The organism is Phaeodactylibacter xiamenensis (assembly GCF_000759025.1).
Lineage (GTDB): Bacteria > Bacteroidota > Bacteroidia > Chitinophagales > Saprospiraceae > Phaeodactylibacter > Phaeodactylibacter xiamenensis.
In genome coordinates, this window is sequence record NZ_JPOS01000018.1 from 1 (window position 1) to 26452 (window position 26452).

The 26452-nt window shown below is 52.4% G+C and carries 23 protein-coding genes; 15 read left to right on the forward strand and 8 right to left on the reverse strand.

Features of this window, described 5'->3' with window-relative positions; translation table 11 throughout:
* A partial coding sequence (locus IX84_RS06755; RefSeq protein WP_044217932.1) for a transposase occupies window positions 1–602 on the forward strand: 602 nt, incomplete at its 5' end.
* A gap of 261 nt (window positions 603–863) precedes the next feature.
* Window positions 864–2228 (forward strand): transposase, encoded by a 1365-nt coding sequence (locus IX84_RS06760; RefSeq protein WP_052515836.1) that lies wholly within the window; start codon window positions 864–866, stop codon window positions 2226–2228.
* A 255-nt stretch (window positions 2229–2483) separates the two neighbouring features.
* On the opposite strand, the gene IX84_RS06770 is transcribed toward IX84_RS06760, so the two are convergent.
* Window positions 2484–2864 (reverse strand): T9SS type A sorting domain-containing protein, encoded by a 381-nt coding sequence (locus tag IX84_RS06770; RefSeq protein ID WP_044217937.1) that lies wholly within the window; start codon window positions 2862–2864, stop codon window positions 2484–2486.
* A 298-nt stretch (window positions 2865–3162) separates the two neighbouring features.
* Between IX84_RS06770 and IX84_RS06775 the strand changes: the two genes are divergently transcribed.
* The 6 genes from IX84_RS06775 to IX84_RS06800 all read left to right on the forward strand — a co-directional run bounded on the left by IX84_RS06775 (window position 3163) and on the right by IX84_RS06800 (window position 9457).
* Window positions 3163–3537 (forward strand): hypothetical protein, encoded by a 375-nt coding sequence (locus IX84_RS06775; protein ID WP_152604946.1) that lies wholly within the window; start codon window positions 3163–3165, stop codon window positions 3535–3537.
* 151 nt (window positions 3538–3688) lie between these two features.
* A complete protein-coding gene (gene hemN, locus IX84_RS06780; RefSeq protein WP_044217943.1) occupies window positions 3689–5044 on the forward strand; it encodes an oxygen-independent coproporphyrinogen III oxidase in 1356 nt (451 codons plus the stop codon).
* A gap of 103 nt (window positions 5045–5147) precedes the next feature.
* Window positions 5148–6503 carry a vanadium-dependent haloperoxidase gene (locus tag IX84_RS06785; protein ID WP_044217945.1) on the forward strand — a complete coding sequence of 452 codons (1356 nt, stop codon included), beginning with the start codon at window positions 5148–5150 and terminating at the stop codon, window positions 6501–6503.
* Window positions 6504–6506: 3 nt separating this feature from the next.
* Window positions 6507–7811: an APC family permease gene (locus IX84_RS06790; RefSeq protein WP_044217947.1), complete on the forward strand. Its 1305-nt coding sequence runs from the start codon at window positions 6507–6509 to the stop codon at window positions 7809–7811.
* 57 nt (window positions 7812–7868) lie between these two features.
* The gene (locus IX84_RS06795; protein WP_044217950.1) at window positions 7869–9086 is read left to right on the forward strand and encodes a M20 metallopeptidase family protein; all 1218 of its coding nucleotides are present in this window, start codon (window positions 7869–7871) and stop codon (window positions 9084–9086) included.
* A gap of 2 nt (window positions 9087–9088) precedes the next feature.
* Window positions 9089–9457 carry a YraN family protein gene (locus tag IX84_RS06800; RefSeq protein WP_044217952.1) on the forward strand — a complete coding sequence of 123 codons (369 nt, stop codon included), beginning with the start codon at window positions 9089–9091 and terminating at the stop codon, window positions 9455–9457.
* Between the two features lie 3 nt (window positions 9458–9460).
* Here the strand turns inward: IX84_RS06800 and IX84_RS06805 are convergent, their stop codons facing one another.
* Entirely contained in the window at window positions 9461–10309 is an 849-nt protein-coding gene (locus IX84_RS06805; RefSeq protein WP_044217955.1) for a hypothetical protein, read from the reverse strand.
* Window positions 10310–10329: 20 nt separating this feature from the next.
* Window positions 10330–13110: a VPS10 domain-containing protein gene (locus IX84_RS06810; RefSeq protein WP_052515837.1), complete on the reverse strand. Its 2781-nt coding sequence runs from the start codon at window positions 13108–13110 to the stop codon at window positions 10330–10332.
* 982 nt (window positions 13111–14092) lie between these two features.
* On the opposite strand from IX84_RS06810, the gene htpG reads away from it, so the two are divergent.
* Window positions 14093–15958, forward strand: coding sequence for a molecular chaperone HtpG (htpG, locus tag IX84_RS06815; protein WP_044217958.1), 1866 nt, complete (start codon window positions 14093–14095; stop codon window positions 15956–15958).
* A gap of 84 nt (window positions 15959–16042) precedes the next feature.
* Here the strand turns inward: htpG and IX84_RS06820 are convergent, their stop codons facing one another.
* Entirely contained in the window at window positions 16043–16792 is a 750-nt protein-coding gene (locus IX84_RS06820; RefSeq protein WP_044217961.1) for an anti-sigma factor family protein, read from the reverse strand.
* A gap of 39 nt (window positions 16793–16831) precedes the next feature.
* A complete protein-coding gene (locus IX84_RS30775) occupies window positions 16832–17443 on the reverse strand; it encodes an RNA polymerase sigma factor (protein WP_052515838.1) in 612 nt (203 codons plus the stop codon).
* Between the two features lie 286 nt (window positions 17444–17729).
* Between IX84_RS30775 and IX84_RS06830 the strand changes: the two genes are divergently transcribed.
* Complete coding sequence (locus tag IX84_RS06830; RefSeq protein WP_044217963.1) at window positions 17730–18113, forward strand: nuclear transport factor 2 family protein; 384 nt, start codon at window positions 17730–17732, stop codon at window positions 18111–18113.
* Here IX84_RS06830 and IX84_RS06835 read toward each other — a convergent pair.
* Together IX84_RS06835 and IX84_RS06840 are read right to left on the reverse strand one after the other, a co-directional pair.
* Entirely contained in the window at window positions 18110–18553 is a 444-nt protein-coding gene (locus IX84_RS06835) for an SRPBCC family protein (protein ID WP_044217965.1), read from the reverse strand. The genes IX84_RS06830 and IX84_RS06835 overlap by 4 nt on opposite strands.
* Window positions 18554–18597: 44 nt before the next feature.
* Window positions 18598–19461, reverse strand: coding sequence for an endonuclease/exonuclease/phosphatase family protein (locus IX84_RS06840; protein ID WP_044218666.1), 864 nt, complete (start codon window positions 19459–19461; stop codon window positions 18598–18600).
* A gap of 58 nt (window positions 19462–19519) precedes the next feature.
* Between IX84_RS06840 and IX84_RS06845 the strand changes: the two genes are divergently transcribed.
* On the forward strand, window positions 19520–21148 hold the full coding sequence (locus tag IX84_RS06845; protein ID WP_044217968.1) for a mechanosensitive ion channel family protein: 1629 nt from the start codon (window positions 19520–19522) through the stop codon (window positions 21146–21148).
* Between the two features lie 87 nt (window positions 21149–21235).
* On the opposite strand, the gene rho is transcribed toward IX84_RS06845, so the two are convergent.
* A complete protein-coding gene (gene rho / locus IX84_RS06850; protein ID WP_238578240.1) occupies window positions 21236–22867 on the reverse strand; it encodes a transcription termination factor Rho in 1632 nt (543 codons plus the stop codon).
* A gap of 493 nt (window positions 22868–23360) precedes the next feature.
* On the opposite strand from rho, the gene serS reads away from it, so the two are divergent.
* The 4 genes from serS to rpmH all read left to right on the forward strand — a co-directional run bounded on the left by serS (window position 23361) and on the right by rpmH (window position 26380).
* Window positions 23361–24638: a serine--tRNA ligase gene (serS, locus tag IX84_RS06855; protein WP_044217973.1), complete on the forward strand. Its 1278-nt coding sequence runs from the start codon at window positions 23361–23363 to the stop codon at window positions 24636–24638.
* A gap of 42 nt (window positions 24639–24680) precedes the next feature.
* Entirely contained in the window at window positions 24681–25373 is a 693-nt protein-coding gene (locus tag IX84_RS06860) for a zinc metallopeptidase (protein ID WP_238578241.1), read from the forward strand.
* A 141-nt stretch (window positions 25374–25514) separates the two neighbouring features.
* Window positions 25515–26081, forward strand: a complete 567-nt coding sequence (frr, locus tag IX84_RS06865) for a ribosome recycling factor (RefSeq protein ID WP_044217975.1) — start codon at window positions 25515–25517, stop codon at window positions 26079–26081.
* Between the two features lie 143 nt (window positions 26082–26224).
* Window positions 26225–26380 carry a 50S ribosomal protein L34 gene (gene rpmH / locus IX84_RS32045; RefSeq protein ID WP_072013644.1) on the forward strand — a complete coding sequence of 52 codons (156 nt, stop codon included), beginning with the start codon at window positions 26225–26227 and terminating at the stop codon, window positions 26378–26380.
* The last annotated feature ends 72 nt before the right edge of the window (window positions 26381–26452 follow it).

The following is a 26452-nucleotide window of genomic DNA, read 5'->3' on the forward strand; positions in this document are numbered from 1 at the left end:
GAGATGCCGAATTCGACGGCTGCGAGTTGCAACAGTCTTGTTTGGCTCACGGTTGGGAGTACGTGCTAAAAACGGCGAAGGATACTTTGGTAGCCGATCATCCGAACATGGAGAATGCTTCGGCTTTTGGCCATTTGGCCGCAAGTATCGGTCAAAAAAGCTTGTTCCTGCCCCAAATGTATGTGACTAAGCAAGGGTTTGGGCCAGTCAATGTCTTGTTCTGGCATGACCGGACCCGATATGACCGACCTTTGTATCTGTTGACCAGCTTGGAATATGGCCCGCAAGCCGAAACATATTACCGAAAGAGGTATCACATTGAAACCTTTTTCGGCGATATCAAATCTCGCGGATTCCACATTCATAAAACCAGGATTGAAGAGCCTCAAACCTTGTTCAATCTCTTGATCGTGGCTAGCCTGGCTTTCATCATCTGTATCTTGTTCGAGTTTGATGCCCGAACCTCAGCCCAGTTGGGTAAATTCTGCCGTAAAGACCGAATCGATAGCTTGTCCGTGTTTCAGATTGGACTGAGGGCTGTCCGATTTTATGTCAGGCATGCTATGAATCTTTCTTTCCAATTTTCAAAGAACTTCCCGTGAAATAAAAGTGTACGGCAATGAAAATTATTTTAGTCGCAATAAGGATTATTCACTACTGTGTTATATAGATGACCACTTGGATTTAGAATTTCTACTTACCGAAACGATATTAAATAGGGTCTACCCTGAAATTAAAGCCACATCAAGACTGTAGAGGGATGGAAGTATTAAAAAGGGCATGAAAAACCCGGAAAAAGCCAAAAAAGGCGTATTTTCCGGGTCAAACTTTGTTTTGCGTTCACAATATAACCCAATTTTGTTTTGCAGTTACAATTTTTCCGTTCCAATTTGGGGCACATCCACCACAGCCTGGTTTTTCAGCGCACCCGCCTTGGGCAGTTGCATAGCACGCTACCGATAGCTGAGCTGGCAGCATTGCTGCCGGAGCCCCAAAATAGCACAGGCGCCAAGCCTTGGTTTGACAATTACGGCAAGGTCGCCTTGCAATTCCTCAAGGCCTATGAAGGCTGCAGCGACGCTAAGCTGCTGGAGCATATCAATACAAACTGGTCGATGCAGCTGTTTTGTGGCATCCGCCTTGGCAAGAGCGAATGGATCAAGGACAAAGACATTATCTGGAAAGCCCGCAGCTACGTGGCTAACCACCTCACCATAGAACAGGCACAGCCAATACTGGCCAGACATTGGCAGCCCTGGATGGGCGACCTGAGCCGTGGCATGTGCGACGCGACTTGTTATGAATCCTACATCCGCTACCCGACAGACGTAAAACTGCTATGGCAGAGCGCTGAATGGCTGCATGAGCGCATTGCCCTGATATCGAAGGAGCTGGGGCAGCCCCGCCCGCGCAGCAAGTATAACGAACAGCGCAAAAAGCAAATGGCTTATTCGCGCCGCCGGCGCAAGCCCTATGAGCTGGAGCGCCGCCGCCGTCGGCAGCTGCTGCACTTGTGCGCTAAACTGCTGGGCCAACTAGCTTTGCTCTTTGAGCAGTACCGTGCGGCGGGCCAGCGGGAGCTGTGCGATGAGGCGGCCCTGGAGCGCTACGGCACAATTGCTCAGGTCTATGAGCAGCAGCAATGGCATTATGACCACCCCGGCGAGCCCGTGCCCGGGCGCATCGTAAGCCTGCACAAGCCATACATCCGGCCGATCGTGCGGGGCAAGGAGAACAGCCGCACAGAGTTCGGTGCCAAGGTAAACACCTGGCAGGCCGGCGGGCTGAACTTCATAGAGCACTTCAGCTTCGAAGCTTTCCATGAAGGGGTTAGGCTCAAAGAAGCCATTGCCTTCCACCGCAAGCATTTTGGGCAATTGGACAGGCTTGCTGCAGACGCAATATATGCCACGAACAGCAACCGCTCGTACTGCTCGGAAGAGGGCATCAGCACAAGCTTTAAGCCTAAAGGCCGCCGCACATCGGATGCACAGCTGCGCAAGGAAGAAGACCAGCAGCGGGCGCAGCTTGGCAAAGCGCGGTCAACAGAACTGGAAGGGAGCTATGGCAATGACAAAAACCACTACGGCTTGCGCAAGATCAAAGCCCGCAATGAGCATACCGAAACAATATGGATCTTCTTTGGGATGATGACGGCTAATGCGATGAAAGTGGCAAGGCGCAAGCATAAAAAGCTCAGCCGCAGCAGGAAGCCCCGCGCTGCTTAGAGCAACAGTATGATTAAGCCAAGGGCGGACAAGACATCTTGCATTCTAAGGAAATAGCCTAAGGATGCCCTCAACCTCTTGGGCTCTGACATAAAAAAAACAGCCAAAAGGCAATGCCCGGCCCCAAAAAATAGCACAGCCGCGGCAAAAAAATCTCCAGCTAGGCTTGACAATAAGGTCAAAGTAACCAAATTTTATTCTGATCGGGACTCCCGAAAGTGATTTTCAGGGTAGACCCTAGATAGATTAAAATAATTACTTGACAATTCCTTTTAGCGTACCAATTCGTTCCCCTTCTGATACCGCTTCAAAGAAGTACAGGCCTGTAGGCTGCCTGCTCAAATCAATCTCAAAACGCTGTCCTTCCGGGAATTCCAGGCTATAGATACTACGTCCTGCCAAGTCTCTGATTTCAATCAGGATGGGCTCAGCGCAATACTGGCCAAGGTCTAAAGTGAATGCCCCGGAAGATGGGTTGGGTGCGATACTTAGGCCAGGAACCGTGTTGTTTGCTTCTGTTCCCGGAAGCTCAACCCCAAGCGGTAATTGATAATCCGGCCAAAACTGCCGGTCTAGCAGCAGCCCCAGCAGAGCCCGGGCGTAACTGCTTTCGGGTGCTGAATGTATATAGAACATGTTAAGCTATTTTAAAAGATTTAGAATACAGATAGACAGCGGCTGAAGGTTTATGTACGCTATATCAATAGTAACATGGTTAGCCACAGAAAAGCGCAGTACATTTTTTATCAAGCGTATACTGCAAGATAACATTTTAGCTCAAAGCTTGATTGCCAAATCAAAACTTTAACATTGTGAGGGCTTGTTGCTGGTTCAATAACCTGGCACAGCACATCGGGTGAATGCCCTGGCAATGGCTGGGCTTAGTGCACCCGGTGAGGCGGTCTCGCCCGGCGCTCTCTCCGTCTTACGCTGTTTGAGACTCCAATATCTATCCGTATGGACTGGCTCATCCATACGGACAAATTATGGGAAGTCGGTCCCTTCGCCGGGCGGACTGGCCTTGCCTAACAAAGCGCACCGGGTGAATGCCCTGGCAGTGGCTTGGCTTAGTACACCCGGTGAGGCTGCCGCGCCGGGTGCTCTCGCCGTCCGACGTAGTTTGGAAACGAGGTCGGTCCTCTCGCCCGGCGCACTCCTTTCGCCGGGCGTACTGGCCTTCCCTAACACAGCACACCGGGTGAATGCCCCGGCAATGGCTCGGCTTAGTACACCCGGTGAGGCTGCCGCGCCGGGTGCTCTCCTTTCGCCCGACGTGCTGATCCCTGGTAAAGCAAAAAACACCGGGTGAATGCCCCGGCAGTGGCTCGGCTTGGTACACTCGCTGAGGCGCGCGCAAAACCTGACTTTAATCACCCACCCCCAATGACCCCCATCACCCAAAACGAGGTGAGCCTGCCCTAAATTTGCCCCATTGAATTGACCTCACAAACAAGACACACATGACCGCGCAGCAATTGCTCGACAAGTACAATGTCGCCGTTCCCCGCTACACGTCTTATCCTACTGTGCCTTACTGGGATGCTTCCTGCCCTTCCACCGGAGATTGGCAAGGGAGTGTCCTGCAGGCTTTTGGCGAAAGCCGCGAAATCAGCCTTTACCTTCACCTGCCCTTTTGCGAAGCGCTTTGCACCTACTGTGGGTGCAATAAACGCATCACCAAAAACCACGCCGTGGAGTCGCCTTACATCGAGGCGGTGCTCAAAGAGTGGGCCCTGTACCGCGACTTGCTGCCGGGCCGCCCCATCCTCCGGGAACTGCACCTGGGCGGGGGCACACCGACGTTCTTTGCGCCGGAGAACCTGCACTACCTGCTTTCCAATATCCTGAAGGATGTAGACCTGGCGGAGGACTATGAGTTTGGCTTCGAAGCCCACCCGGGCACGACCTCTGCCGAACACTTGTCCACCCTGCGCGATCTCGGCTTTACCCGCCTGAGCATCGGCATTCAGGACTTCGCACCGGAGATTCTGGATATCATCAACCGCAAACAGACTTTTGAGGACGTACGCTTCGTAACCGAAAAGGCGCGGGAACTGGGCTATGAATCCATCAACTACGACCTCATCTTCGGGCTGCCCCTGCAAACCCCGGCCCACATCATGGAGACCATCCGCAAGACCAAAGCCCTGGCACCGGAGCGCATTGCCTTCTACAGCTACGCCCATGTGCCCTGGATCAGCCCTGCCCAAAGAGCCTACTCCGAGGATGATTTACCGAAAGGCAAAGACAAACGGGCACTCTACGAGCTGGGGCGGGAACTGCTGGAAGAAGCGGGCTATGTGGAAATCGGTATGGACCACTTCGCACTGCCCAAAGACAGCCTCTATCAGGCTATGCAGGAGGGCGCCCTGCACCGGAGTTTCATGGGCTACACCCCATTCACCACCCACCTCAACCTGGCACTGGGCGCTTCCTCCATTAGCGACAGCTGGGGCGCTTTTGTGCAGAATGAGAAAAAGATCGAGCGCTATCAGGAGCTGGTCAATGCCGGGGAGTTGCCCATCGTAAAGGGGCACCTGCTGACGGAAGAAGACCGCATCCTGCGGCAGCACATCCTCAATATCATGTGCCGCTACCGGACGAACTGGTCGGATACCGGGCTGCAGTGCGAGGCCCTCTACGCCGGGCTGAACCGCATGGACGAGCTGGAAGCCGACGGGCTTATCATCCGGCGCCCCTTCGAACTCGAGGTGACCGATATCGGCAAGCCGTTCATCCGCAATATTTGCATGGCGCTTGATGCCCGCTACTGGCGTAAGAAGCCCGAGGGGCAGCTCTTTAGTCAGGCGGTTTAGGCCCTTCCAAAGTCAAGCTTTGCAAATGAATCCCTTTTTCCCCATCAAGATTGGGGATTAAGTTGTTACTTTTGATGAACTTTTAACCACAACCCGGTTGATTATGCATTGGAAAGTTGGATTGTACCTCATTGTACTGGCGGCCATCACCTGGTCCTGCCAACCGACAAACCCCAATTATAGGGAGGACATCAATGACGCGGCTTACTTCCATGAGTCTATGAAGAAGCTGAGCGACGTGATTGTGTACGATATTTTTTCGCCACCGGTCGCGAGCCGCATCTATGCCTACGCGAGCATTGCGGGCTACGAGGCCCTGCAGCCGGACTATCCGGAATACCAAACGCTGGCCGGCCAAATCAATGGTCTGGAAGCATTGCCGCAGCCCGAGGAAGGGCAGGTCTACTGCCACCCGCTGGCGTCCCTGCATGCCTTTCTGAAAGTCGGCAAAGCCTTGACATTCTCAGAAGACAAAATGGATGCTTACCAACAGGAACTTTATCAGCGCCTGGACAGCATCCACGTACCAGAGGATGTCTGGGACCGTTCCCTACTGTACGGAGAGGCGGTAGCCGACCACATTCTGGCCTGGGCAGACAAGGATATGTACAAGCAAACGCGGACGTATCCCAAGTTTTCCATCAACGATGACCCCGCCCGCTGGCAGCCCACGCCCCCTGACTATATGGACGGCATTGAGCCCCACTGGCGGGAAATCCGGACGCTGGTCCTGGAATCTCCTCAGCAATTTACACCGCCGCCGCCCACTGAGTTCAGTACGGAAAAAGACAGCAAATTTATGCAGGAGACCATGGAGGTCTACAACGCCCTCGCTGTTGCCGATACCGCTGAGCAAACGGAACGCCGGTCAATCGCTAAGTTTTGGGACTGTAATCCCTACGTGTCCCACCACACTGGCCACGTGATGTTTGCCACCAAAAAAATCACTCCGGGCGGTCACTGGATCGGCATCACCAAAATCGCCTGTGAACAGGATGAGGCCAGCTTTATGAAAAGCGTGGAGGCGTATACCCTGACCTCAATCGCCCTGTTTGATGGTTTCATTAGCTGCTGGGACGAGAAATACCGGAGTAATCTAATCCGGCCTGAGACGGTCATCAACAAATACATTGACGAAGACTGGGTGCCAACGCTCCAAACGCCACCATTCCCGGAACACACAAGCGGGCATAGCGTGATTTCGCGCGCTGCCGCTGTAGCCCTGACTTCGATTTTTGGCGATGACTTTGCCTTTAATGACACCACCGAAGAAGAATATGGCCTGCCCGCCCGTCAATTCAAGTCTTTCTACCATGCCTCCAATGAAGCAGCCGTGAGCCGCCTGTACGGGGGCATTCACTACCGGCCGGCCATTGACTACGGAGTGGCGCAGGGCGAGAAAGTGGGCGAATATGTGGTTGAAGAACTACAATTGAAGCAGCAACTGAGCTCGAAGTAACCCATGCCGGGGCTCGACCGCAAACTCACCCTCTACGGGCTCACCATGATTGCGGTGGGTTCCTGTATTGGCAGTGGTATCTTCGTAACGCCCTACGAGGTGGCGGCGGCGGTGCCCCATCAGGGCATTATACTGTTGGTGTGGATACTGGGCGGGCTGATTGCCCTAACCGGTGCGCTGACGTTCGCGGAGCTGGGCGGCATGTTCCCCACTGCAGGCGGTGTTTATGTCTTTCTTCGGGAAGCTTACGGCCCCTTTGCCGGGTTCCTGTACGGCTGGACCATCCTGCTGGTCATCAACACCGGCGCTTTGGCGGCGCTGGGCATTGCCCTTGCGGAGTATCTTTCCTTTTTCTACGCTTTTTCGGCTTCCGCCAAAATCGGGATAGCCATTGGGGTAATTGCCGGGCTGACCCTGTTCAACCTGGTCGGCGTCAGTGCCAGTCAGTGGCTGTCGAATGTCTTCACCGGGCTGAAGCTGCTGGCTATTGCCGGGCTGATTGGGCTGGGCTTTTGGTTTTATGATGCGCAGCAAGTCACATTTGACCCTTTTACCACGCATAACCTACCTGACAATATCCTTTCTGCTTCCCTTTTGGCACTGGTTGGCGTTCTCTGGTCTTTTGGCGGCTGGCACCATGCCTCTTATCTGGCGGGGGAAGCCGTAGAGCCGCAGCGTACCGTGCCCCGGGCGATGGTGCTGGGCGCGCTGATTGTCACGCTAACCTATGTGCTGGTCAATATCGGCTACATGCTGCTCCTTCCGGTGGAGGCGATTGCGCAAACGACCCGGGTAGCCGGGGATGCAGCGGCGGTAGTTCTGCCGGCAGGCGGGCAAATCATGACGGTCGCAATTGCCATTTCCATCTTCGGCACGATAGGAATTTACACCATGTCTGCTCCACGCATCTACTTTGCCATGGCTCGGGACAAGGTGTTCTTCCCGCAACTGGCTAAGGTGCACCCCCGTTTTCACACCCCGGCGGCAGCTATGTTGGTACAGGCCGCCTGGGCGGTACTGTTGCTGCTGTTCTGGGGCACCTTTTCCGACCTGATCACTTACGTCACCTTCATGGATATTGCCTTTATGGCGCTGGCAGGGGGCAGCATCTTCTACTTCCGCCGGAAACAGCCCGAGCGGGATCGGGTATACCGCTGCTGGGGCTATCCGCTGGTGCCGGGCATTTTCGTGTTCATCAGTACGGCTTTTGTCCTCAACACCCTTTACCAGCGTCCGGTACAGGCCCTTGCCGGGTTGTTTATGCTGGGGCTGGGCATGGCTGCTTTCCGATTTTTCCGTCATAAATAAGGGTGGCGTTCGGCTTACAGCTGCCAATTCCCTATTTTAGTCGCAAATCAGATCAATATGACCGCCCTCAAGACCGCGACAACCCTTAAGGAAAAGATACAGCAACTGGCCAAAGATTTTCATGCCGATGTGGTGGCTATCCGCCGGCACCTCCACCAAAACCCGGAGCTTTCCTATGAGGAAGTGCAGACCGGGCAATACATCGCTGCCCAACTGGAGGCGATGGGCATCCCCTATGAGCATGGGGTAGCTGACAATGGTGTAGTGGGGCTTATCCACGGCCGTAATGGCAGCAGCAAAGTGGTGGCCTTACGTGCCGATATTGACGCGCTGCCCATCACGGAAGCCAACGAGGTACCTTATAAATCTAAAAACGAAGGCGTGATGCATGCCTGCGGGCACGACGTGCACACCTCCTCCCTGCTGGGCGCAGCCCGCATACTCAATACGCTCAGGGAGGAATTCGATGGCACTATCAAGCTCATCTTCCAGCCTGCGGAGGAACGGCTGCCGGGCGGTGCTTCCATTATGATTAAGGAAGGCGTGCTGGAGAACCCCAGACCCGAAAGTATCTTGGGGCAACACGTGCATCCTCCGTTGGAAGCGGGCAAAATCGGCATCAAAGCCGGGCAGTACATGGCTTCCGCCGATGAGCTCTATATGACCGTTACCGGTAAGGGCGGGCACGGGGCACTGCCAATGGACTGCATCGACCCTATCGTCATCACCGCCCACATCATCACGGCTTTACAACAGATTGTGAGCCGCAATGCCAATCCGGGGACCCCAACGGTGCTCACCTTCGGGCAGATTGCCTCCACCGGGGGCGCTACCAATGTGATCCCAAATGAAGTCAAGCTCAAAGGCACCTTCCGCACTATGGATGAGCGGTGGCGCTTCGATGCCCACCAACGGATGAAGAAGATGGCCGAGAGCATTGCTGAGGGCATGGGCGGCCGCTGCGAACTGGACATACAGGTTGGCTACCCCGTACTGCACAACCACGAAGCGCTGACGCATAAAACCCGCGCCCGGGCCGAGGCTTATCTGGGCAAAGAAAATGTAGTGGAGCTCCCCATACGAATGACGGCAGAGGACTTCGCCTACTATTCTCAGGAAATGCCCGCCTGCTTCTATCGACTGGGCACCGGCAATCCGGCAAAAGGCATCACCTCCCCCATCCATACCAATACCTTTGATGTGGACGAGGACTGCCTGGCGCTGAGCACTGGCCTTATGGCCTGGCTGGCGCTAAAAGAACTGGAGGAAGCCTAGTTATGGCCCGCCATAATGACATCGGCCATGCCGGGGAAGCCATTGCCAGGCGCTACCTGGAGGAACGCGGCTACCGCATTCTGGAAACCAACTGGCGCTACCGCCGTGCAGAGGTCGACCTCATTGCTATGGATGGAAAGACTCTGGTTTTCGTGGAAGTCAAAACCCGCAACACCACCGCCTTTGGGGAAATTGAAGACTTTGTGACCCGGAAAAAAGAGGATCTGCTGATCGCGGCAGCCCATGCGTACATGGAGCACATCGACCACGACTGGGAAATCCGCTTCGATATCATCGCCATCCTGTACCTTGATGAGCAATCGTACAGCGTGAAGCACATCGAGGATGCCTTTTTCCCAGGCCTGGAATAATTATTAAAGCGCGCTGTCCCAGAATTGGTAAAGCTCATGACCAGTACCACCAGGCAGGAGGGCCGAGAGTTTAGCCAACAGAAGTGCCTTGCGTGGAGCCAAGTGCTGCTGCCGCTCCTGCAGGAAGAAGTCCGTTGCGGTCCGCCGCCCCTCGTCCGAAAGGCTGCGGTCTTCAGTGATACTCTCCCGCAGGAAGTCGATGCCCTTTGCCCAGCTCTTTAGACCGGCAAGCTGCACCAATACCAGATAGGTCTCCATTTCGGTACTGATGCCGGCCGTGGGTTCCCGGTCCCGGAGGTGGTTCAGGGCTTCTTCCAGATCAGCCTCCGTATCTTCGGCATTATGGTACACCTGCTCCTGATACTGCTGCTTTGCTGCCGCAAAATTGACAGCGCCTTTATGAAAAGAAAACAGGTCGCTGCGTACCTGATCCAGTACCAGAATATCGGGTAAGGCTCTCATCAGTGCCTCGTCTCGGGACATGCGGATTCCTACCTGATTTTCAAGCGTTTTAAGGGCTTGTAAAGCTGTGCGGGCTGATATCTTTGAGGCGTCGAAGTCATTCAGCTTCCATTCGCAAAGCGCTTTTAAGGCAAGGGCGTTGCCTTCCAGGTTATTTCGCGAGAGCTGGCCGCGCTTTTTTACCGCCTTGCTCACATGCCGGTAGGCAACTGCATAGGACAAGGTCGGTGATACAAACACGCCCGACTGAGGAGAAAAACGCTGCTGATTCTCAATAGTAGCGGCTTCGTTGAACGCTTTTTGAGCCCGGTCCAGTTGCCGCATCGCACAACCGGGCAGGAGCAAGGCAAACGTCAGTCCGAGGAAGAAAAAACGAGTCAAGCCAATCATTTTAAGTGTCATTTTGAAGGTTATGGAAGCGCACTTCCGTTAATATCACCAATTTTTACAGCAATCATATCCGGCAACTGCACCGCTTGGGCGGGCAGGTCATCCACCATTAGCACTTCGGGCAGTGGCTCTGCCCAGGGATTTTCCGGGTTGATGAAGGTATGGTTAGCGGGTATCAGGCGCCAGCTGTCCTGATCGGGCAGCTCCGTATCCAGATTGAGGATGAGTTTTTGCAACTGAATAAGGTCAAGGGTGGTAATGGATTGAGAGTTGTTGGCATCCGCTGCTATGCGTAGGTAGGGATTGTCCAGGGGGCTAATGCCCAGGATATGCTGGCTGATGAGGATAAGGTCGAGGGTAGAAACACCGTTGATATCATCCCCGTCTTTAGAAAAACTCAGGGTGAAGTTTTGGCCAAAGGGCAGCCCGCTGATGGCGTAAGTTCCGTTGTCGGCATCCAGGTTGAGCCCGATTTCGTCTATGGAAACGGTGGCGTCAGTAGCATCACCAAAGGCAGTCCGTATAGCGCCTGAAATCGTACCAGCGGTTTGAGGCAAATCTTCCAGGTTGATGCTGTACATGGACCGGCCGTAGGTACCAGCATAAAGCGTACGCGTAGGCTGATGCAGGCAAAGATCGCCAATCACCACAGGGGGCAGGCCAAAGCCCAGCGGCTGCCAGGTCAGCCCTCCGTTGTAGCTGATGTAGACACCCACGTCGTTGCCCAGGTAAAGGTGTTCCGGGTTTTCAGGATCAATGATGATCTCATTCACCGGTACTTCAGGCAGGCCGAAGGAAACGTCCTGCCAGGTTTGCCCGCCATCTTCAGTTTTGAACACGTGGGGCAGGTAGTCGTCAAACCGATAGCCCGAGAAGGTGACGTAAGCCGTCAGGCTGTCCACGGGGCTCGCAGCAACACGCGTCACCCAGCGGTCAGGCAGGCTGCCGGAGACATCTTCAAAAGTCAGTCCGCCATCGGTGCTTTTTTGAACAAAGCCATTGTCAGTCCCTACGAAGATAATATTTGTATCCACCGGAGAAACAGCGATGTCTGTAAGCGTACCATAGACCAGATTGCCGGGTTCATCGGGACCTGTCAGGTTATCGCTCAGAATATTCCAGAACACTGCGCGGTTGGTCGACTTGTAGAGGCGATAAGTGCCATAGTAAAGGCTATTCGGGTTAAGCGGATTGAGGGCCACGGGGGTGCTCCAGTTGCGCCGGTCCCCGCTCATAATACCATTCAGGGCAGCAAAAGAAGGGATACCGCCGGCTACGGAACGCCGGAGTCGTCCACGCTGAGATTCCAGATAGACGAAGTTATTATTGGTGGGGTCAACCAGGCAGCGGAAACCATCGCCACTCCAGATCAGGCCCCAGTCATCCAGCCCCGCTGTAGTGGTGCGTATGGTACCATTATCCTGTGTGCCACCGAAGCGCCGGTCAGGATTGAGGTTAGCGACCTCACAGGTGTAGAACTGCGTGATGGGTAAAGTAGGCTTATGCGTCCAGGTTTCGCCATCGTCTTCTGAAATGTACAGTCCTCCATCATTGCCAAGGACCATGTAATCCGGGTTATTCGGGTCAATATACAGATCATGCTGATCAACATGTACGGAAGTGCCCGTGATATTGGCCCAGCTTCCACCACCGTTGTCCGTGCGGTAGAGCCTGAGACTAGGCAGGAATACCGTTTCCGGTAAATGCGGATGAGGGAACAGGCGGCCAAACCACCACATAAAGTCGACCCCGTTGACACCACTTATACCGGCATTATACCAGCTATCGCCACCGTCGTCACTTCGGTAAACTGCCTCCAGGTATCCAATCGTATCAATCAGTTGGGCGTAGATCACTTGCGGATTGGCGGGAGACAAGGCCAGGCCGATACGACCGGTTGCTCCGCCCGGCAGCCCATTGGTGAGATGTTCCCAGGTATCGCCGCCATCATAAGAGCGATAGATGCCAGAGCTATTGCCGCCATAGCGATAGTAGCCAGGCGTGCGTACCCGCTCCCAGGTCGCCGCATAAATGGTATCAGGATTGTGCGGGTGCAGCACCAGGTCGATCGCCCCTGTGGAATCGTTGAGATATAAAACCTGCTCCCAGGTCGCTCCGCCATCATCGGTACGGTACACGCCCCGCTCCGGATTATCGGCATACAGCCGGCCCATGGCTGCCACGTAGACCCGGTTGGGGTCTTGCGGGTGCACCTCCAGCCGCCCGATACTACCACTTTGCTCCAACCCAATGGGCTCGAAAGAAGCACCGCCATCCGTACTTTTGTACATACCAACGCCATCGTAAGCTATAGAGCCGCCCCCGGCATTCGCTTCACCGGTACCCACATAAATGATAGAGGGATCAGAAGGGGCAATATCAAGGTCACCAACGGAAAGGCTGATCTGATCATCAAAGACGGCCTCAAAGGTGTCCCCACGGTCATAGGACCGGAATACGCCCCCTGATGCCGCCCCGACCCAGATGGTATCCGGGAAATCCGGATGTACATCAAGAGCAGTGATCCGGCCACCAACATTCATGGGACCTTCAAAATTCCAACCGGCATTTTGCGGGCTGCGGGCCAGCAATTGCGCCATGGCCTGTTGGTGCTGTCGCGCGCTGCGGGTGTACACCTTGTGGTTAATACCATCCGGATACGCCCGCTGCCGGAATAGCCAGTCGCTGGGTTCTTCCTCCTCGTATTCTTCTTCGTAACTCGCAATACCAGGATCAGAATGGCAGCCCTGCCCGAGCAGCGCAAACAAAATAAAATAAAGGATTAGGTTTAAGTTTCTCATAGGGATTACAATTGAGGTGCCAAAAAGGCAAAATAAGAGATACCAAGTGCTCTGCTTGCAGGATATGAGGCTATCGGAGTGTTTTGAACGGAACTTCTCCTGCCACAAGATAAGGAATGACTTGTATTTACATTCCGGAATAGGGCAAGAACTTGGTAGGATAAAAAGCAACCCAACGGGAAGGAATACTGATTTTCTGCAAACACCCTGTTACGATGAGCCAATACAGCATACAGCGGTACTCATGGAGTTCACACCTTGCCTGGCAACGGGCCGGAGCACTTACAGCGTGGCCTTGTGATGGCAACTTGTGTGTACTCTACGCAAAAAGAAAGGGCGGAAGGATAACCTTCCACCCAGTCTTTGTGTGGCACTTGCCCTTACCCCCCAATAACGAGCAAGCACGCACTTTTTAAATGCCTGATGGCATTGGTCTCTAAAAGGTCCTATTGCGCGAGCAACGGGTCAACTACCCCCCAGTATTGACCACGCTGCTCACAACAATAGACCTTTGTAAGCTACACAAGGCAGCCTACATCGGCTTTTATCCAGGTATGCGAAGCAGGGGCGCATAACCTGTTGTTTATACACAGCTACCACCTGTTTGGGGCTACCGTGCAAACGATGTCTTGGTAAATAAAAATTGGTATGTAGATAGGGGGGTACCACCCAAACAATGCGGATGCACCTCTCTTTTTGAATAGCTCCTTCGGAACAGGCGAAAATCGTTTCGCCCTGATGACACAATATTAGAAAAAATCCTAATAAAGGTCAACTGTTGCTTTTGTTTGTTACTCTCTTTTTGCTCTTTCTGTCTACTTGTACGCCCTCCAAACAGTAAGGTTACGTCAAATTGTCAGTTTTTTTCCGGCTGGCACGCTGTTTGCACGCATCCCTGCACCGGGCACTGTTGTAAGGTGCTGTATTCCTGATAGTTATTTGAATACACTTGCAATCAAAAAAACTAAAAAATTCCTGACCAATGCAGAAAGGCAACATATCTGTACAAACGGAGAACATCTTTCCGATCATCAAGAAGTTTCTCTATTCTGATCACGAAATTTTCCTGCGGGAACTCGTTTCCAATGCGGTAGATGCCACCAACAAGCTGCGCACCCTTGCTAAACGCGGTGAAGTCAAAGGCGATATTGGCGATACCACGATTGAAATCCTGCTGGATGCGGACGCCCAAACCCTGACCATCCGGGACAAAGGGATCGGCATGACCGCTGATGAAGTACAAAAATACCTGAATCAGGTGGCCTTCTCCAGCGCATCCGAATTTTTAGAAAAGTACAAAGATGATGCTTCCATCATTGGGCACTTTGGCCTGGGCTTTTACTCTGCCTTTATGGTGTCTTCTAAAGTGGAGGTCAAAACCCTTTCTTACCAGGAAGGTGCACAGGGGGTTACCTGGACCTGCGAAGGCAACCCGGAGTACACCCTTGAGGAAAATGATAAAGACTTCCGCGGTACCGATGTGATCCTGCACATCAATGATGAGGATAAGGAGTTTCTGGAAAACCACCGCATACAGCAGCTGCTCGACAAGTACTGCAAGTTCCTGCCGGTTGAGATTAAGTTCGGCACCCGGACTGAAACCGTAACCGAGGGCGAAGGCGATGACGCAGAGGAAAAGCAGGTGGAGGTTGACAACATCATCAACAACCCCAGCCCGGCCTGGCGCAAACAGCCTGCTGACCTGACGGATGAGGACTACAAAGCCTTCTACAACGAGCTCTACCCATTCAGCACCCCACCGATGTTCTGGATCCACCTGAATATCGACTACCCCTTCAATCTGACCGGTATCCTGTACTTCCCCAAGCTGGGCAACAACTTTGAGGTCCAGAAAAACAAGATACAGCTGTACAGCAATCAGGTCTATGTCACTGATGATGTGAAGGATATTGTACCGGAATTCCTGACGATGCTGCACGGCGTAATCGACTCACCGGATATTCCCCTCAACGTTTCGCGCAGCTACCTGCAGAGCGATTCAAATGTTAAGAAAATCACCGGCTACATCACCAAAAAGGTAGCCGACAAACTGGCGGACCTTTATAAAAAGGAGCGGGACAACTTTATCAGCAAGTGGGACGACCTCGGCGTCTTCATTAAGTACGGTATGATTTCCGATGAGAAATTCTACGACCGTGCCCTCCCCTTCACGCTGGTGAAAAGCCTGGACGGCACCTTTACGCCAATTGACGAGTACAAAGAGAAAGTAAAAGAGCAGCAGACCGACAAGTACGATAAAATCGTCATGCTCTACACCCACGCTCCGGACCAGCACAACACCTTTACGGAAGCGGCTAAGAACAAAGGTTATGACGTGTTGATCTTCGACAACGTCATCGACAACCACTTCATGCAGCACCTGGAGCAAAAGCTTGGCGACGTGACCTTCGTGCGCGTAGACTCGGATACCGTTGATAATCTGGTACAAAAAGACGAAGCCACCGAGTCCGTTTTGAACGAAGACGAACAAAATACCGTAAAAGGGGTCTTCGAGAAAATCGTCACAGACAAAGGCAGCAGCGTAATTACTAAAGCTCTATCGCCGGAAGATCAGCCGGTGACTATCACCCGCCCGGAGTTTATGCGCCGCATGAAGGAAATGCAGAGCCTGCAGGGTATGAGCTTTGGCGATTTCCCCGACAGCGTCAACGTGGTCGTAAACACCAACCACCCGCTTGTGGCGCAAAAGCTGCTCAAGGAAGAGGATGAAGGCAAACAGCAGGAGGTAGCCGACTATCTCTATAAACTGGCTATGCTCAATCAGCAAATGCTGAAGGGCGCAGACCTTACTGCCTTTATCAATAAGAGCCTCGACTTCCTGAAGTAAGCAGGAGGAAATAGCAAAACAGAGGAGCCCTCAGCCGCTATAAATGCCTGCTGAGGGCTTTTTTTGTTTGTCAGCGCTGCCCATTCAGGGCTCCAGTTCCGCTTCCAGATGGGCCGCTTTTTCAGCTCTTGCCCCCTGAAAAGCGGTTTGGTTAAGCAATGCCACAGCAGTGCCCAACTCATCGTTTTGGATATGCGCCAAGACCAGCAGCCAGTACAAATCTCCCTTTTCCACCGTTGTCTCTTCCATCTGATGTAAGATATTGATGGCCCGCTCCGGCTGCCAGTCTCCAAGTAAAGCACTCGCCATTAACAGTCCGGCCTGAACATCTTCGGGATGCTCATTCAGGTACCGCTCCAAAAAAACAAGGCTCCCTTTGAAGTCCCCCTGATCGTAAAGCTGCAATGCGGCTTTGAGCCCGGCGTCCATTGCAGTACCTGTTACTATCGCTGCACTACGCAAGCTGAGGTAAGCCGGCTGAAGGGGTTCATAATAAGCTGCAAATATTGCCTGATGCCGGGTAGCGGACTCATACTGCCAAAGCGCATATGCTCCCGCAACAATCAGCAGGACTGCTGCCGCCTGGTTCATCCACACCCGTGGGAACGAACGCCCCCGGGCCGGAAAATGTATTGCCCCCAGCTCTTCCAGGGCAGCTTCATCTGCTGCAGAAAAAGAATGATCCGTATACCCTTCAGCAGCAGCAGCGCACAGCGGGCAGTCCAGCAAATGCGCCTCCACCTCATGCGCCTGCCGGGGGCTAAGCTCATGATTGGCATACCTTTGAAGCTCCCGCGCTGACAGGCAGCGCCGCTCCTTAAAAAATGATTTCATACTCCAGATTTTAAGCGGCCGGTACCGGTACCGAACCCGCTAAGACCTCTCCGACAGTAGCTCCCGCAGTAGCACAGACAGCTTTCGCCGCCCGTTTTGTAGATAGCTTTTTACCGCTTTAAGATCATACCCCAATGTTTCGCTGACCTGCTTATAGGTCATTTCTTCGAGGTAAAAAAGCTCAATACATTGGCGCTGTTTCGTCTCCAGTTGTTCCAGCGCCTGCGGTAGCAAGTCGGTTAAATGAGGGTGTTCTCTACTTATATGTCGCAGTAAACCCTCATTTTCCACAAATTCACCGGCATTTTTTTCAAAAAAAGTTTCTTCCCCGTTTAAAAAGGGACCAGCAGCCTCTATTCTGTACCTCGAGACACAAAGGTTTCGGGCAGTCCGGTTAAGCCAACGCGGCAGAGAATCAATTGATTTGGAGGCAGGTAATTCCATTAGAGCAGCAAAGACCTCCAGGGTAATATCCTGACGGTCTGCCACCTGTTGCAGGTGGGTACAGCATAATTTATAGACCAGGTGGTGATAACGCTGGTAAATTTCGTTGAAACAAGCCTCATCCCGCTGCTCCTGCCAGGCGGCAAGCAGTTGTTCGTCGGTCCAGTCTGATCGCCTGCGTGGAGCAAAGCGGAGGAAGAGCTTCATACCAATGCTGTAAGTCTATGCAATATAATGAACTTGACACAAACCACCAGCAAGTTGTTCAACGTAGTATACTTAGAAGAAAAACAGAGCGCGCATCCGTATAAATTATGGAATCATCCATTTGGGGTTACCAGGGTTTAGTTTGAAAACACATCAGGTTTTATCAGGGCAGCAAGATAGTGACAAAGCAGTAAGATAAAAACTTTTTTGCGTATTTTATTCACTTTGTCATTTTTTTGATTACAAACCATTCTACATGGCGATCGGTTGTAATAAAAAACATGTTATGCCGCAAAATGCCGATCAAAACAAACAAAACGCTATAGCTTATTATGAAACGGCCTTTAACGGAGCCCCAAAGGAAGCCGTTGACCGCTATGTAGGCGATCAGTATATTCAGCACAACCCATTGGTAAAAGACGGGAAAGCAGGGTTCATAGAATACTTCGAACGCATGGCTGAAGAATACCCGGATAAGCAAGTGAATTTCGTAAGAGCGGTTGCTGAGGGAGACTTAGTCGCTTTACACACCCATCAAGTATGGCCCGGACAGGAGGAATATGTCACTATGGACTTTTTCCGGTTTGACGAGCAAGGGAAAATTGTCGAGCACTGGGATGCCATCCAACAAATACCCGACCATTCAGAAAACGGCAACCCGATGTATTAATCCGGCTGTCCGAAATAGGCCCGGTAAATCCGTTTGCGGGGGTAGAAACCAATGAAAATAGCCGGGTACATCAGTAGCGTAACAAGGGCATTGGGGCCTTTGAAAGTAATATCATCGACGATGCGGGAGGTATCCTCTGTGACTTTTTCCACCACGTGACGATGGTGCCAGTACCGGAGCGGAAAAGGCAGTGTCTCCCCTTCATCCACAAAGTAGGCCTGCTGCCCATTCACCCCATCTTCAGTAATCAGGCTGACCCAATCTGCTTTTATGGGGCTTAGGAAACGGAGATGCACCCGGTCGCCTTTTTTGGAGCCTGTGAATTCCACGATTTCAAGTTGGCCCTGTTTTGGGGTAAGTGCCTCAAACAGATCACGGTCAAAGCGGCTCATCACCACTTTGTAATTCCCGCTGACTATAGTTGTGAGCTTCAGATTCATATTATCGTTTTGACAGAAGCTGAACGCCGGCCGGCAGGGTTTGTTTAATCCTTTGGCAGTTCCAGCTCGGCAAATACAGGCAGGTGGTCTGACGGTAGCCGTCCACCCCAGCTTTCCGACAGTGCAGCATGACGGTGCACCATAACTCCCCGGGTCACAAAGATGTAATCAATCCGCTCTCCGGTGCCAGGCACCTTGAAGCTGTCCGTCCAAGTCGCGTTCGGACCATGATGGGGCATTTCTGAACGGTGCATGGCGTCTTCCACCGGGCTGTTTGCAGCCGTGATCGCATTGTAGGGTAATGACCCTGGCCCACAGTTGAAGTCGCCTGTCAGCATTACCGGTGCTTCGCCTGCGATACTACGGATTTTCCGTAGGATTAGCTTTGCGCTTTCAAGGCGGGCCGTATCGCCCCGGTGGTCAAAATGGGTGTTGAAAACAAAAAACACGCCCTCGTTTCGTTTGTCCCTCAACTTCACCCAGGTAGCAACTCTTGGCAGGGCGGCATCCCAGCCTTTACTGCCGGCCTCATTCGGGGTGGGCGAAAGCCAGAAAGTACCGCCATTGAGCTTCTCGAAACGTGCGTACCGGTACAAAATGGCAGAAAACTCATTATCAGGATCCGGTTGGGCACTGCCATCCGTACGGCAGTGCCCAACCCATTCGTATTCGGGCAACATAGTTGAAATTTCATCCAGCTGTGCACGGAAGGCTTCCTGCACCCCAATGATGTCTGCCTGATGAAAGCGGATGATGCTGGCCACCTTTTCCTTGCGGTTGGGCCAGTAGTTGACCCCATCGTCCGGATTCGGGTAGCGGATATTGAAGGTCATCACATTAACAGGCTGGGCGCTAAGAACGGTACTCAGTAAGAAGAGCAGGAAAATACCGAGGGCTTGGGCTTTCATTTTTCTTTCAAAGGTAAGTGATTCCTTAGATTTGCAGAGAACCAACCAAAATGAAATCATGCGATTGCTAAAGCCTGTTTACCAATTGCTGCTAGCCGCGCTTCTGACACCATTTTGGCTGTCTGCGCAAAATAGCGACAATGTATCCGTTACATTGGAAACTCCTCATAATACAGCACTGGTGCACCTTCACTACCTGCAGCCGGCTACCTATGATCCAGCTACTGCTGCCCGCACCCTTTATGGTGTGGCTGACAGCACCCAGGCAAGCCGCCTTGCCATAAAGCTCAAGCAGGTCTACGATGGGCTTGGCTTGTACGTTCGCCTTAACCGCATACCAAAGGAAGCCGATTACGTCGATTCCACGGTTGCGCAATCGGTGTTCACGCCCTTCCCCAACGAGCTGCCTCAGGTTTACCTGGAAAAAGTGGATGGCCGATGGTACTACTCAGAGGAGACCGTCAGTCAGATCAACACCCTGCACGAAGAGGTCTACCCCTTCGGCACCGACCTCCTGCTACAGCTCATACCGCATATTGGTGAACGCGAAATACTGGGGCTGAAAGCCTGGCAACTGGTGGGCTTGCTCCTGCTCCTGATTTTGGCAGTTGTGGTCCATTTTATACTTAGCCGGCTGCTCAAACCTGTGGTCAGAAAGCTTTCCCACTCCCGGCTCTACCCATCACTGGTGCCGCCCAGGCTGGTCTGGACCATCGCCCGTCTTATCAGTGTGCTGGTGGTGGTAAGAATGCTTAAGCTGTTCGTGCCCACCTTACAGCTTCCCATTGAAGCGGCCAATTTCACCATTGTGGCCATTAAGCTGGTCACGATTGGGCTGGTGATAGGCATTTTGCTGCGCATCCTGGATGTGATTATCCTGTATGCCGGAAAGGGCGCCCAAAAGACCGAGAGCAAAATGGACGAGCAGCTGCTGCCGGTCATCGAACGCGGGGTGCAGTTCCTGATTTTTGCGGGCGCCATCATACAAATGCTGCGGGTATTTCAGGTGGACATTACCACGCTTATTGCCGGTATTTCCATTGGTGGCCTAGCCATTGCCCTGGCAGCTCAGGATACAATAAAAAACCTCTTCGGCTCCCTCACTATTTTCATGGACAAGCCTTTCCAGATCGGTGACTGGATCAATTTTGCTGGTGTGGACGGTACGGTGGAGGAAGTTGGTTTCCGGTCTACCCGAGTACGGACCTTTGCCAACTCCCTGGTGTATGTACCCAATGGGAAAGTGGCTGATATGGTGGTGAACAACTACGGGCTGCGTCAGTACCGGCGTTACAGTACCACGCTGGCGCTGACCTATGACACCCCACCGGAGCTGATTGAGAAATTTGTGGAAGGGCTGAAGGCTATTGTCGCCCGCCACCCGCTTACACGCAAGGACTACTACGAGATCCACCTGAATGGCATGGGGGCGCACTCCCTGGATATCTTATTCTATATCTTTTTTGAGGCACCCAGCTGGTCGGAGGAATTAAAAGGCAGGCACGAAATCCTGCTCGAAGTGCTCAAGCTGGCGAAAGCCCTTGGCGTACGGTTTGCTTTTCCTACCCAAACCCTGCACCTTGAAGAAATGCCGGGCACCACGCCAACTACGCCGCACTACAATACAGACCCCAATGAACTGGACCGGCGCCTACAGGACTTCATGAAACAGCATAGCCAAAATTAAAGACGCGCGTGCAACCCGGGAAAAAGAAAATCCCCCGCCCGGCAGGAAAGCCGGTGCGGGGGATTTTTATGTTAACCGATGGCTTAATTAGCCATTCATGGAAGTCAGGAATTCTTCGTTGGAAGAGGTATTGACCATGTGCTTACGCAGGAACTCGAATGCCTCGTCCGGCTTCATATCGGCCAGGTGGTTGCGGAGGATAAACATCCGCTGTAAAGCATCTTTGTCCAACAGGAGGTCTTCCCGGCGCGTGCTCGACTTGGTCAGGTCGATCGCAGGGTAGAGGCGCTTGTTCGCCAGTGAGCGGTCAAGCTGCAGCTCCATGTTGCCGGTACCCTTGAATTCTTCGAAGATCACACCGTCCATCTTGGATCCGGTATCGATCAGGGCAGTTGCCAGGATAGTCAGAGAGCCGCCGTCCTCGATATTACGGGCGGCACCGAAGAATTTCTTAGGCTTGTGCAGGGCGTTTGCTTCAACACCACCGGAAAGCACCTTGCCGCTGGCAGGTGCTACGGTATTGTAAGCCCGTGCAAGACGAGTGATAGAATCCAGCAGGATAACCACATCGTGCCCGCTTTCCACAAGGCGCTTGGCTTTTTCCAACACGATATTCGCTACACGCACGTGATTGTCAGCAGGCTCATCGAAGGTAGAGGAGACCACTTCTGCATTCACACTGCGCTTCATATCAGTTACTTCCTCCGGGCGCTCATCGATCAGCAATACGATCATGTAGCACTCTGGGTGGTTTTTTGCGATAGCGTTGGCAACGTCCTTCAGCAGGAAGGTTTTACCTGTTTTTGGCTGAGCAACGATCAATCCACGCTGTCCTTTGCCGATCGGCGTGAAGAGATCAATCATCCGGTTGCCAATATCTCGGCCGGTAGGCGAGCTGGTAAGAGTGAACTTCTCCGTTGGGAACAGTGGCGTGAGGTAATCAAAAGGTACCCGGTCACGGATATCCTGTGGCTCAAGACCATTGATACGGGACACCCGCAACAGCGCGAAGTACTTTTCTCCGTCTTTTGGAGGGCGAATAGCACCTCGTACCGTATCCCCGGTACGCAAGCCGAAGAGCTTGATCTGAGAAGGAGAGACATAGATATCGTCAGGTGAAGTCAGGTAGTTATAATCGGAGGAGCGCAGGAAGCCATATCCATCCGGCATCATTTCCAGGATGCCTTCGCCCTCGATAATTCCATCGAGTTCAATATCGAACTTTTCTTCAGGTTCAGTTTTGGGCTCCTTCTCCTTACGCTTGGAAGGGGGAGGGCTATCCGCTCTTTTTCTTTTATCCTCTTTTCGGTTCTGCTCTCTTTGGTCAGAGCGGGGCGCCATCTCCTTTTGCTTTTCCTCTGGCTCATCAGGCATTTCTTCCGGGGCATCATCTGCCGGTTCCGGCTTTTTGTTCCCTGAATTATCATCATTGGCGACTTTTACTACCCTACGTGTAGAGCGGCGGCGGCCACCATCTTTTTTGCCGTTGTCATCGTCCTCCTCCGAATCATTGGTCCGTCGGTTAGGCTTTTTGTCAAAAGAGCGGCGTTGGGGCTTGCTATCCTCCTCTTCTTCTGCTTTGCCGGAATCAGTATCTGTACCTTCGCCGGAGGCAGCCTGATGGTCTAAAATTTTGTAGATCAATTCTTGCTTGTTCAGGCGTTTATACCCGGAAAGCCCAAGTTTTTCGGCTAGTTCCCGGAGCTCTGGAACCAGCATGTAGTTTAACTGTGATATATCTAACATAGTATCGCTGTGTTACTTAGAGTTTGATTTGTGTGTCGCTTAAGGACGGTTTGTGTGGTTAATGAAATGAATGAGTTTGGGGAAATAGTAAAAGCGGAGGCATGAAAAAATTCTTGCTATTCCTATGGATGAACTCCTAGGTTTGACCCTGGAAACCACTCCTGAAGACAGGGGGCGAGCGAGTTCATTCAAGCTTCAATTAAGATGTTCAGGAACATCCAAAACACATGACGTGTCACTTAAAATCTTAACCTTTATAAACTTGCAGGAATAAGCAGGATAGAATTTGTGCGCCTTGGAACGCTCTCACAGAGGCTGTATTGGCGTGCATTTGTGCTTTGGTGCTACAAAAATACGTTTATTTTCTGAATTCAAATAGTATCTTTGCAAAAATTAAACTGATTATTCTTCCATAAGTTCAATCGGGAACTGCCACCCGCCAAAATCTGTAAAAGAAAACCGCATCATGCTGGAACTTAACTTTCTGAGAGTCAATACAGAACGTGTAAAAGAAGGCCTTAGGGTCCGCAACTTCTCAGATGAAGCACTATCCATTGTAGACGACATTATTAATCTTGACGACCGCCGTAAAGCCACACAGACTGAACTGGACAGCCTGCTGGCGGAGCGCAATACGCTCTCCAGGGAAATCGGGGAGCTTTTCAAGTCAGGCCAGAAGGACGAAGCCGAACAAAAACGCAGCCGGGTCAACGATATTAAGGAGGAGGCAGCAAGCCTGGAAGACGCTCTGAAATCGATAAAAGCCGAGTTGGACGAAGCCTTGTATCAGGTACCCAATATCCCGCATCCTTCTGTCCCTAAGGGCTCTACCGAGGACGACAATGAAGTCTATAAAGCATGGGCAAAAGATCTGCCAGAGATGGGCGACGATGCTTTGCCGCACTGGGAACTGGCTAAAAAATACAACCTCTTTGACCTGGAACTGGGTACCAAGATCACCGGTTCCGGTTTCCCGCTGTACCGGGGCAAAGGGGCTCGCCTTCAGCGGGCGCTCATCAGCTTTTTTCTGGATGAAGCCAACCGGGCGGGCTATGAAGAAATTCTGCCACCGCTCATCGTCAACGAGGATTCTGCCCGCGCTACCGGTCAGCTACCGGATAAGGAGGGGCAAATGTACCATATAGAAAAGGATGGCTTTTACCTCATCCCCACCGGTGAGGTACCCATCACCAATATTTTCCGGGATGAGATTCTGTCGGAAGATGATTTCCCGGTAAAGCTAACCGGGTACACCCCCTGCTTTCGGCGCGAAGCCGGTTCCTATGGTGCGCATGTACGGGGACTAAACCGGGTACATCAGTTTGACAAGGTGGAAATTGTACGCTACGAACACCCCGACCGTTCCTACGAGGCGCTGGAGGAGATGCTCGCACACGTAGGCGGGCTGCTCGACAAACTCGGGCTGCCTTACCGTATACTGCGCCTTTGCGGGGGCGACCTGGGCTTCACGGCTGCACTTACATTCGACTTTGAAGTCTATTCTGCCGCGCAGCAAAGGTGGCTGGAGGTGAGCTCTGTGTCCAATTTTGAGACTTACCAAAGCAACCGGATGAAGCTGCGGTTTAAGGATGGCAAGTCCACCCGGCTGGCGCACACCCTGAATGGGTCTGCACTGGCACTGGCGCGTATTTTTGCAGCCTTGCTGGAGAACAATCAAACTGCAAATGGAATTATTATTCCTAAAGTATTGCAAAGCTACACCGGCTTTGACCTGATTGATTAACCAAAATGATTCGCGCAGACAGAATCTTAAAATTGCGAAGCTATGGTCTTTGATATGGGCTATATGATTGTGGCAGGCGTTATGTCTTTGATCGGCATGTTCGTTAGCCAGCGACTGAAGAGCAAGTTCAGCCATTACAGTCAAATTCCCCTGCGCTCCGGCCTGCCCGGTTATCAGATTGCTCAGCGGATGCTTGATCATTATGGCATTCGGGATGTCAAGATTGTGGAGGGGCAGGGGTTTCTTACTGACCACTACAATCCGGTGAGCAAAACGGTAAGCCTTAGCCCGGACGTGTACCGGGGCAATACGATCGCTGCGGCGGCAGTAGCTGCACACGAATGCGGGCACGCTGTGCAACATGCACAAGCCTATAGTATGCTACAGGTACGCTCTGCCCTCGTGCCAATGGTCAATATCTCGGCTATGGCACAGCAGTGGCTGTTAATCATTGCTTTCATGACCTTGTCGTCCATGCCTTCAATTATGCTGATCACGATTGCAGCATTTGGGGTAACGGCTTTATTCAGCTTTATTACCCTGCCTGTAGAGTTTGATGCCAGTAAGCGGGCACTGGCCTGGCTGGAGAGTAGTGGCGTAACCGCCGGGCAAGAGCAGGCAGGCGCCAAGGATGCCCTTTGGTGGGCGGCTATGACCTACGTTTCAGCGGCGCTGTCAGCACTTGTAATGCTGCTTTACCTGCTCATGCGGTACTCTGCGGCCACACGGGATTAGCCATCGTTACAGGCTCCGTAAAGCGAATTTGCTTAATAAATCGCTCGAATTTTATGTATTTTTGCCCTGCTTTGGCTACCGGTATACGTTGACCGAAGCCAGAAGGCAACCAAATTCATCCACTGCTTAAAACTTACGCTCATGCAACAGGAAGAAGTTGATATTTATATTGAGGCGGCAAAAGAAGGTATGGACCATGCCGTGGAACACCTGCAAAAAGAGCTGCTCAAAATCCGTGCAGGCAAAGCTACCCCGGATATGCTCTCCGGCCTGACTGTACCGTACTACGGTTCGCAGACGCCACTGAATCAAGTCGCTAACGTAAGCACCTCTGACTCCCGTACGCTCGTTATTCAGCCCTGGGAGAAAAGCATGATTCAGCCAATCGAAAAAGCGATTATGGAAGCCAACCTCGGCTTCACCCCGCAAAACGATGGAGAGGTGATCCGCATCAATATCCCCGCCCTTACCGAAGACCGCCGTAAACAACTGGTAAAGCAGGCAAAAGCTGCTGCCGAAGATTCGAAGGTAGGGCTGAGAAGTGCCCGCCGCGATGCTATGGAACAGATCAAAAAAGCAGTGAAAGACGGCTACCCGGAAGACATGGGCAAACGCATGGAAGAGGAAGTCGAAAACATGACCAAGTCTTATTCCAGTAAGATCGATAAGCTCGTCGAAGGCAAGGAAAAAGACATCATGACCATCTAAAGTGCCGCTTTAAGGCACCCCGCTGGCATATCCTGTTATTAATAATCAAAGATTTGGCTTGGTCTTTCCAACCAAATGCCCTACCTTTGTCGCACTTTTGAGAAAAGGTAGAATTTACACAGAAGGATAAAGAAAATACCGCAATGAAGCGTACATATCAACCCTCAAGAAGAAAGCGTAAGAATAAGCATGGTTTCCGTTCACGGATGGCAACGAAAAATGGTCGTAAAGTACTGGCAAGCCGCCGGAAGAAGGGCCGGAAGAAGCTGACCGTTTCTAACGAGACTCGCCTGAAGTAATAACAGGGGCCATCCCGCCCCTTTCACTTATTACGCTTGCGCGGTGTACAGTATTGAGATGTACACTGCGAA

Excerpts from the sequence above, each read along its gene's own strand:
- IX84_RS06800 (WP_044217952.1), top strand. The coding sequence starts at position 9,089 with ATGGCCCGCCATAATGACATCGGCCATGCCGGGGAAGCCATTGCCAGG.
- rpmH (WP_072013644.1), top strand. The coding sequence starts at position 26,225 with ATGAAGCGTACATATCAACCCTCAAGAAGAAAGCGTAAGAATAAGCAT.
- IX84_RS06790 (WP_044217947.1), top strand. The coding sequence starts at position 6,507 with ATGCCGGGGCTCGACCGCAAACTCACCCTCTACGGGCTCACCATGATT.
- htpG (WP_044217958.1), top strand. The coding sequence starts at position 14,093 with ATGCAGAAAGGCAACATATCTGTACAAACGGAGAACATCTTTCCGATC.
- IX84_RS06840 (WP_044218666.1), bottom strand. The coding sequence starts at position 19,461 with ATGAAAGCCCAAGCCCTCGGTATTTTCCTGCTCTTCTTACTGAGTACC.
- serS (WP_044217973.1), top strand. The coding sequence starts at position 23,361 with ATGCTGGAACTTAACTTTCTGAGAGTCAATACAGAACGTGTAAAAGAA.
- frr (WP_044217975.1), top strand. The coding sequence starts at position 25,515 with ATGCAACAGGAAGAAGTTGATATTTATATTGAGGCGGCAAAAGAAGGT.
- IX84_RS06845 (WP_044217968.1), top strand. The coding sequence starts at position 19,520 with ATGCGATTGCTAAAGCCTGTTTACCAATTGCTGCTAGCCGCGCTTCTG.
- hemN (WP_044217943.1), top strand. The coding sequence starts at position 3,689 with ATGACCGCGCAGCAATTGCTCGACAAGTACAATGTCGCCGTTCCCCGC.
- rho (WP_238578240.1), bottom strand. The coding sequence starts at position 22,867 with ATGCTGGTTCCAGAGCTCCGGGAACTAGCCGAAAAACTTGGGCTTTCC.
- IX84_RS06795 (WP_044217950.1), top strand. The coding sequence starts at position 7,869 with ATGACCGCCCTCAAGACCGCGACAACCCTTAAGGAAAAGATACAGCAA.
- IX84_RS06785 (WP_044217945.1), top strand. The coding sequence starts at position 5,148 with ATGCATTGGAAAGTTGGATTGTACCTCATTGTACTGGCGGCCATCACC.
- IX84_RS06820 (WP_044217961.1), bottom strand. The coding sequence starts at position 16,792 with ATGAAATCATTTTTTAAGGAGCGGCGCTGCCTGTCAGCGCGGGAGCTT.
- IX84_RS06835 (WP_044217965.1), bottom strand. The coding sequence starts at position 18,553 with ATGAATCTGAAGCTCACAACTATAGTCAGCGGGAATTACAAAGTGGTG.
- IX84_RS06770 (WP_044217937.1), bottom strand. The coding sequence starts at position 2,864 with ATGTTCTATATACATTCAGCACCCGAAAGCAGTTACGCCCGGGCTCTG.
- IX84_RS06860 (WP_238578241.1), top strand. The coding sequence starts at position 24,681 with ATGGTCTTTGATATGGGCTATATGATTGTGGCAGGCGTTATGTCTTTG.
- IX84_RS06830 (WP_044217963.1), top strand. The coding sequence starts at position 17,730 with ATGCCGCAAAATGCCGATCAAAACAAACAAAACGCTATAGCTTATTAT.
- IX84_RS06805 (WP_044217955.1), bottom strand. The coding sequence starts at position 10,309 with ATGATTGGCTTGACTCGTTTTTTCTTCCTCGGACTGACGTTTGCCTTG.
- IX84_RS06810 (WP_052515837.1), bottom strand. The coding sequence starts at position 13,110 with ATGAGAAACTTAAACCTAATCCTTTATTTTATTTTGTTTGCGCTGCTC.
- IX84_RS30775 (WP_052515838.1), bottom strand. The coding sequence starts at position 17,443 with ATGAAGCTCTTCCTCCGCTTTGCTCCACGCAGGCGATCAGACTGGACC.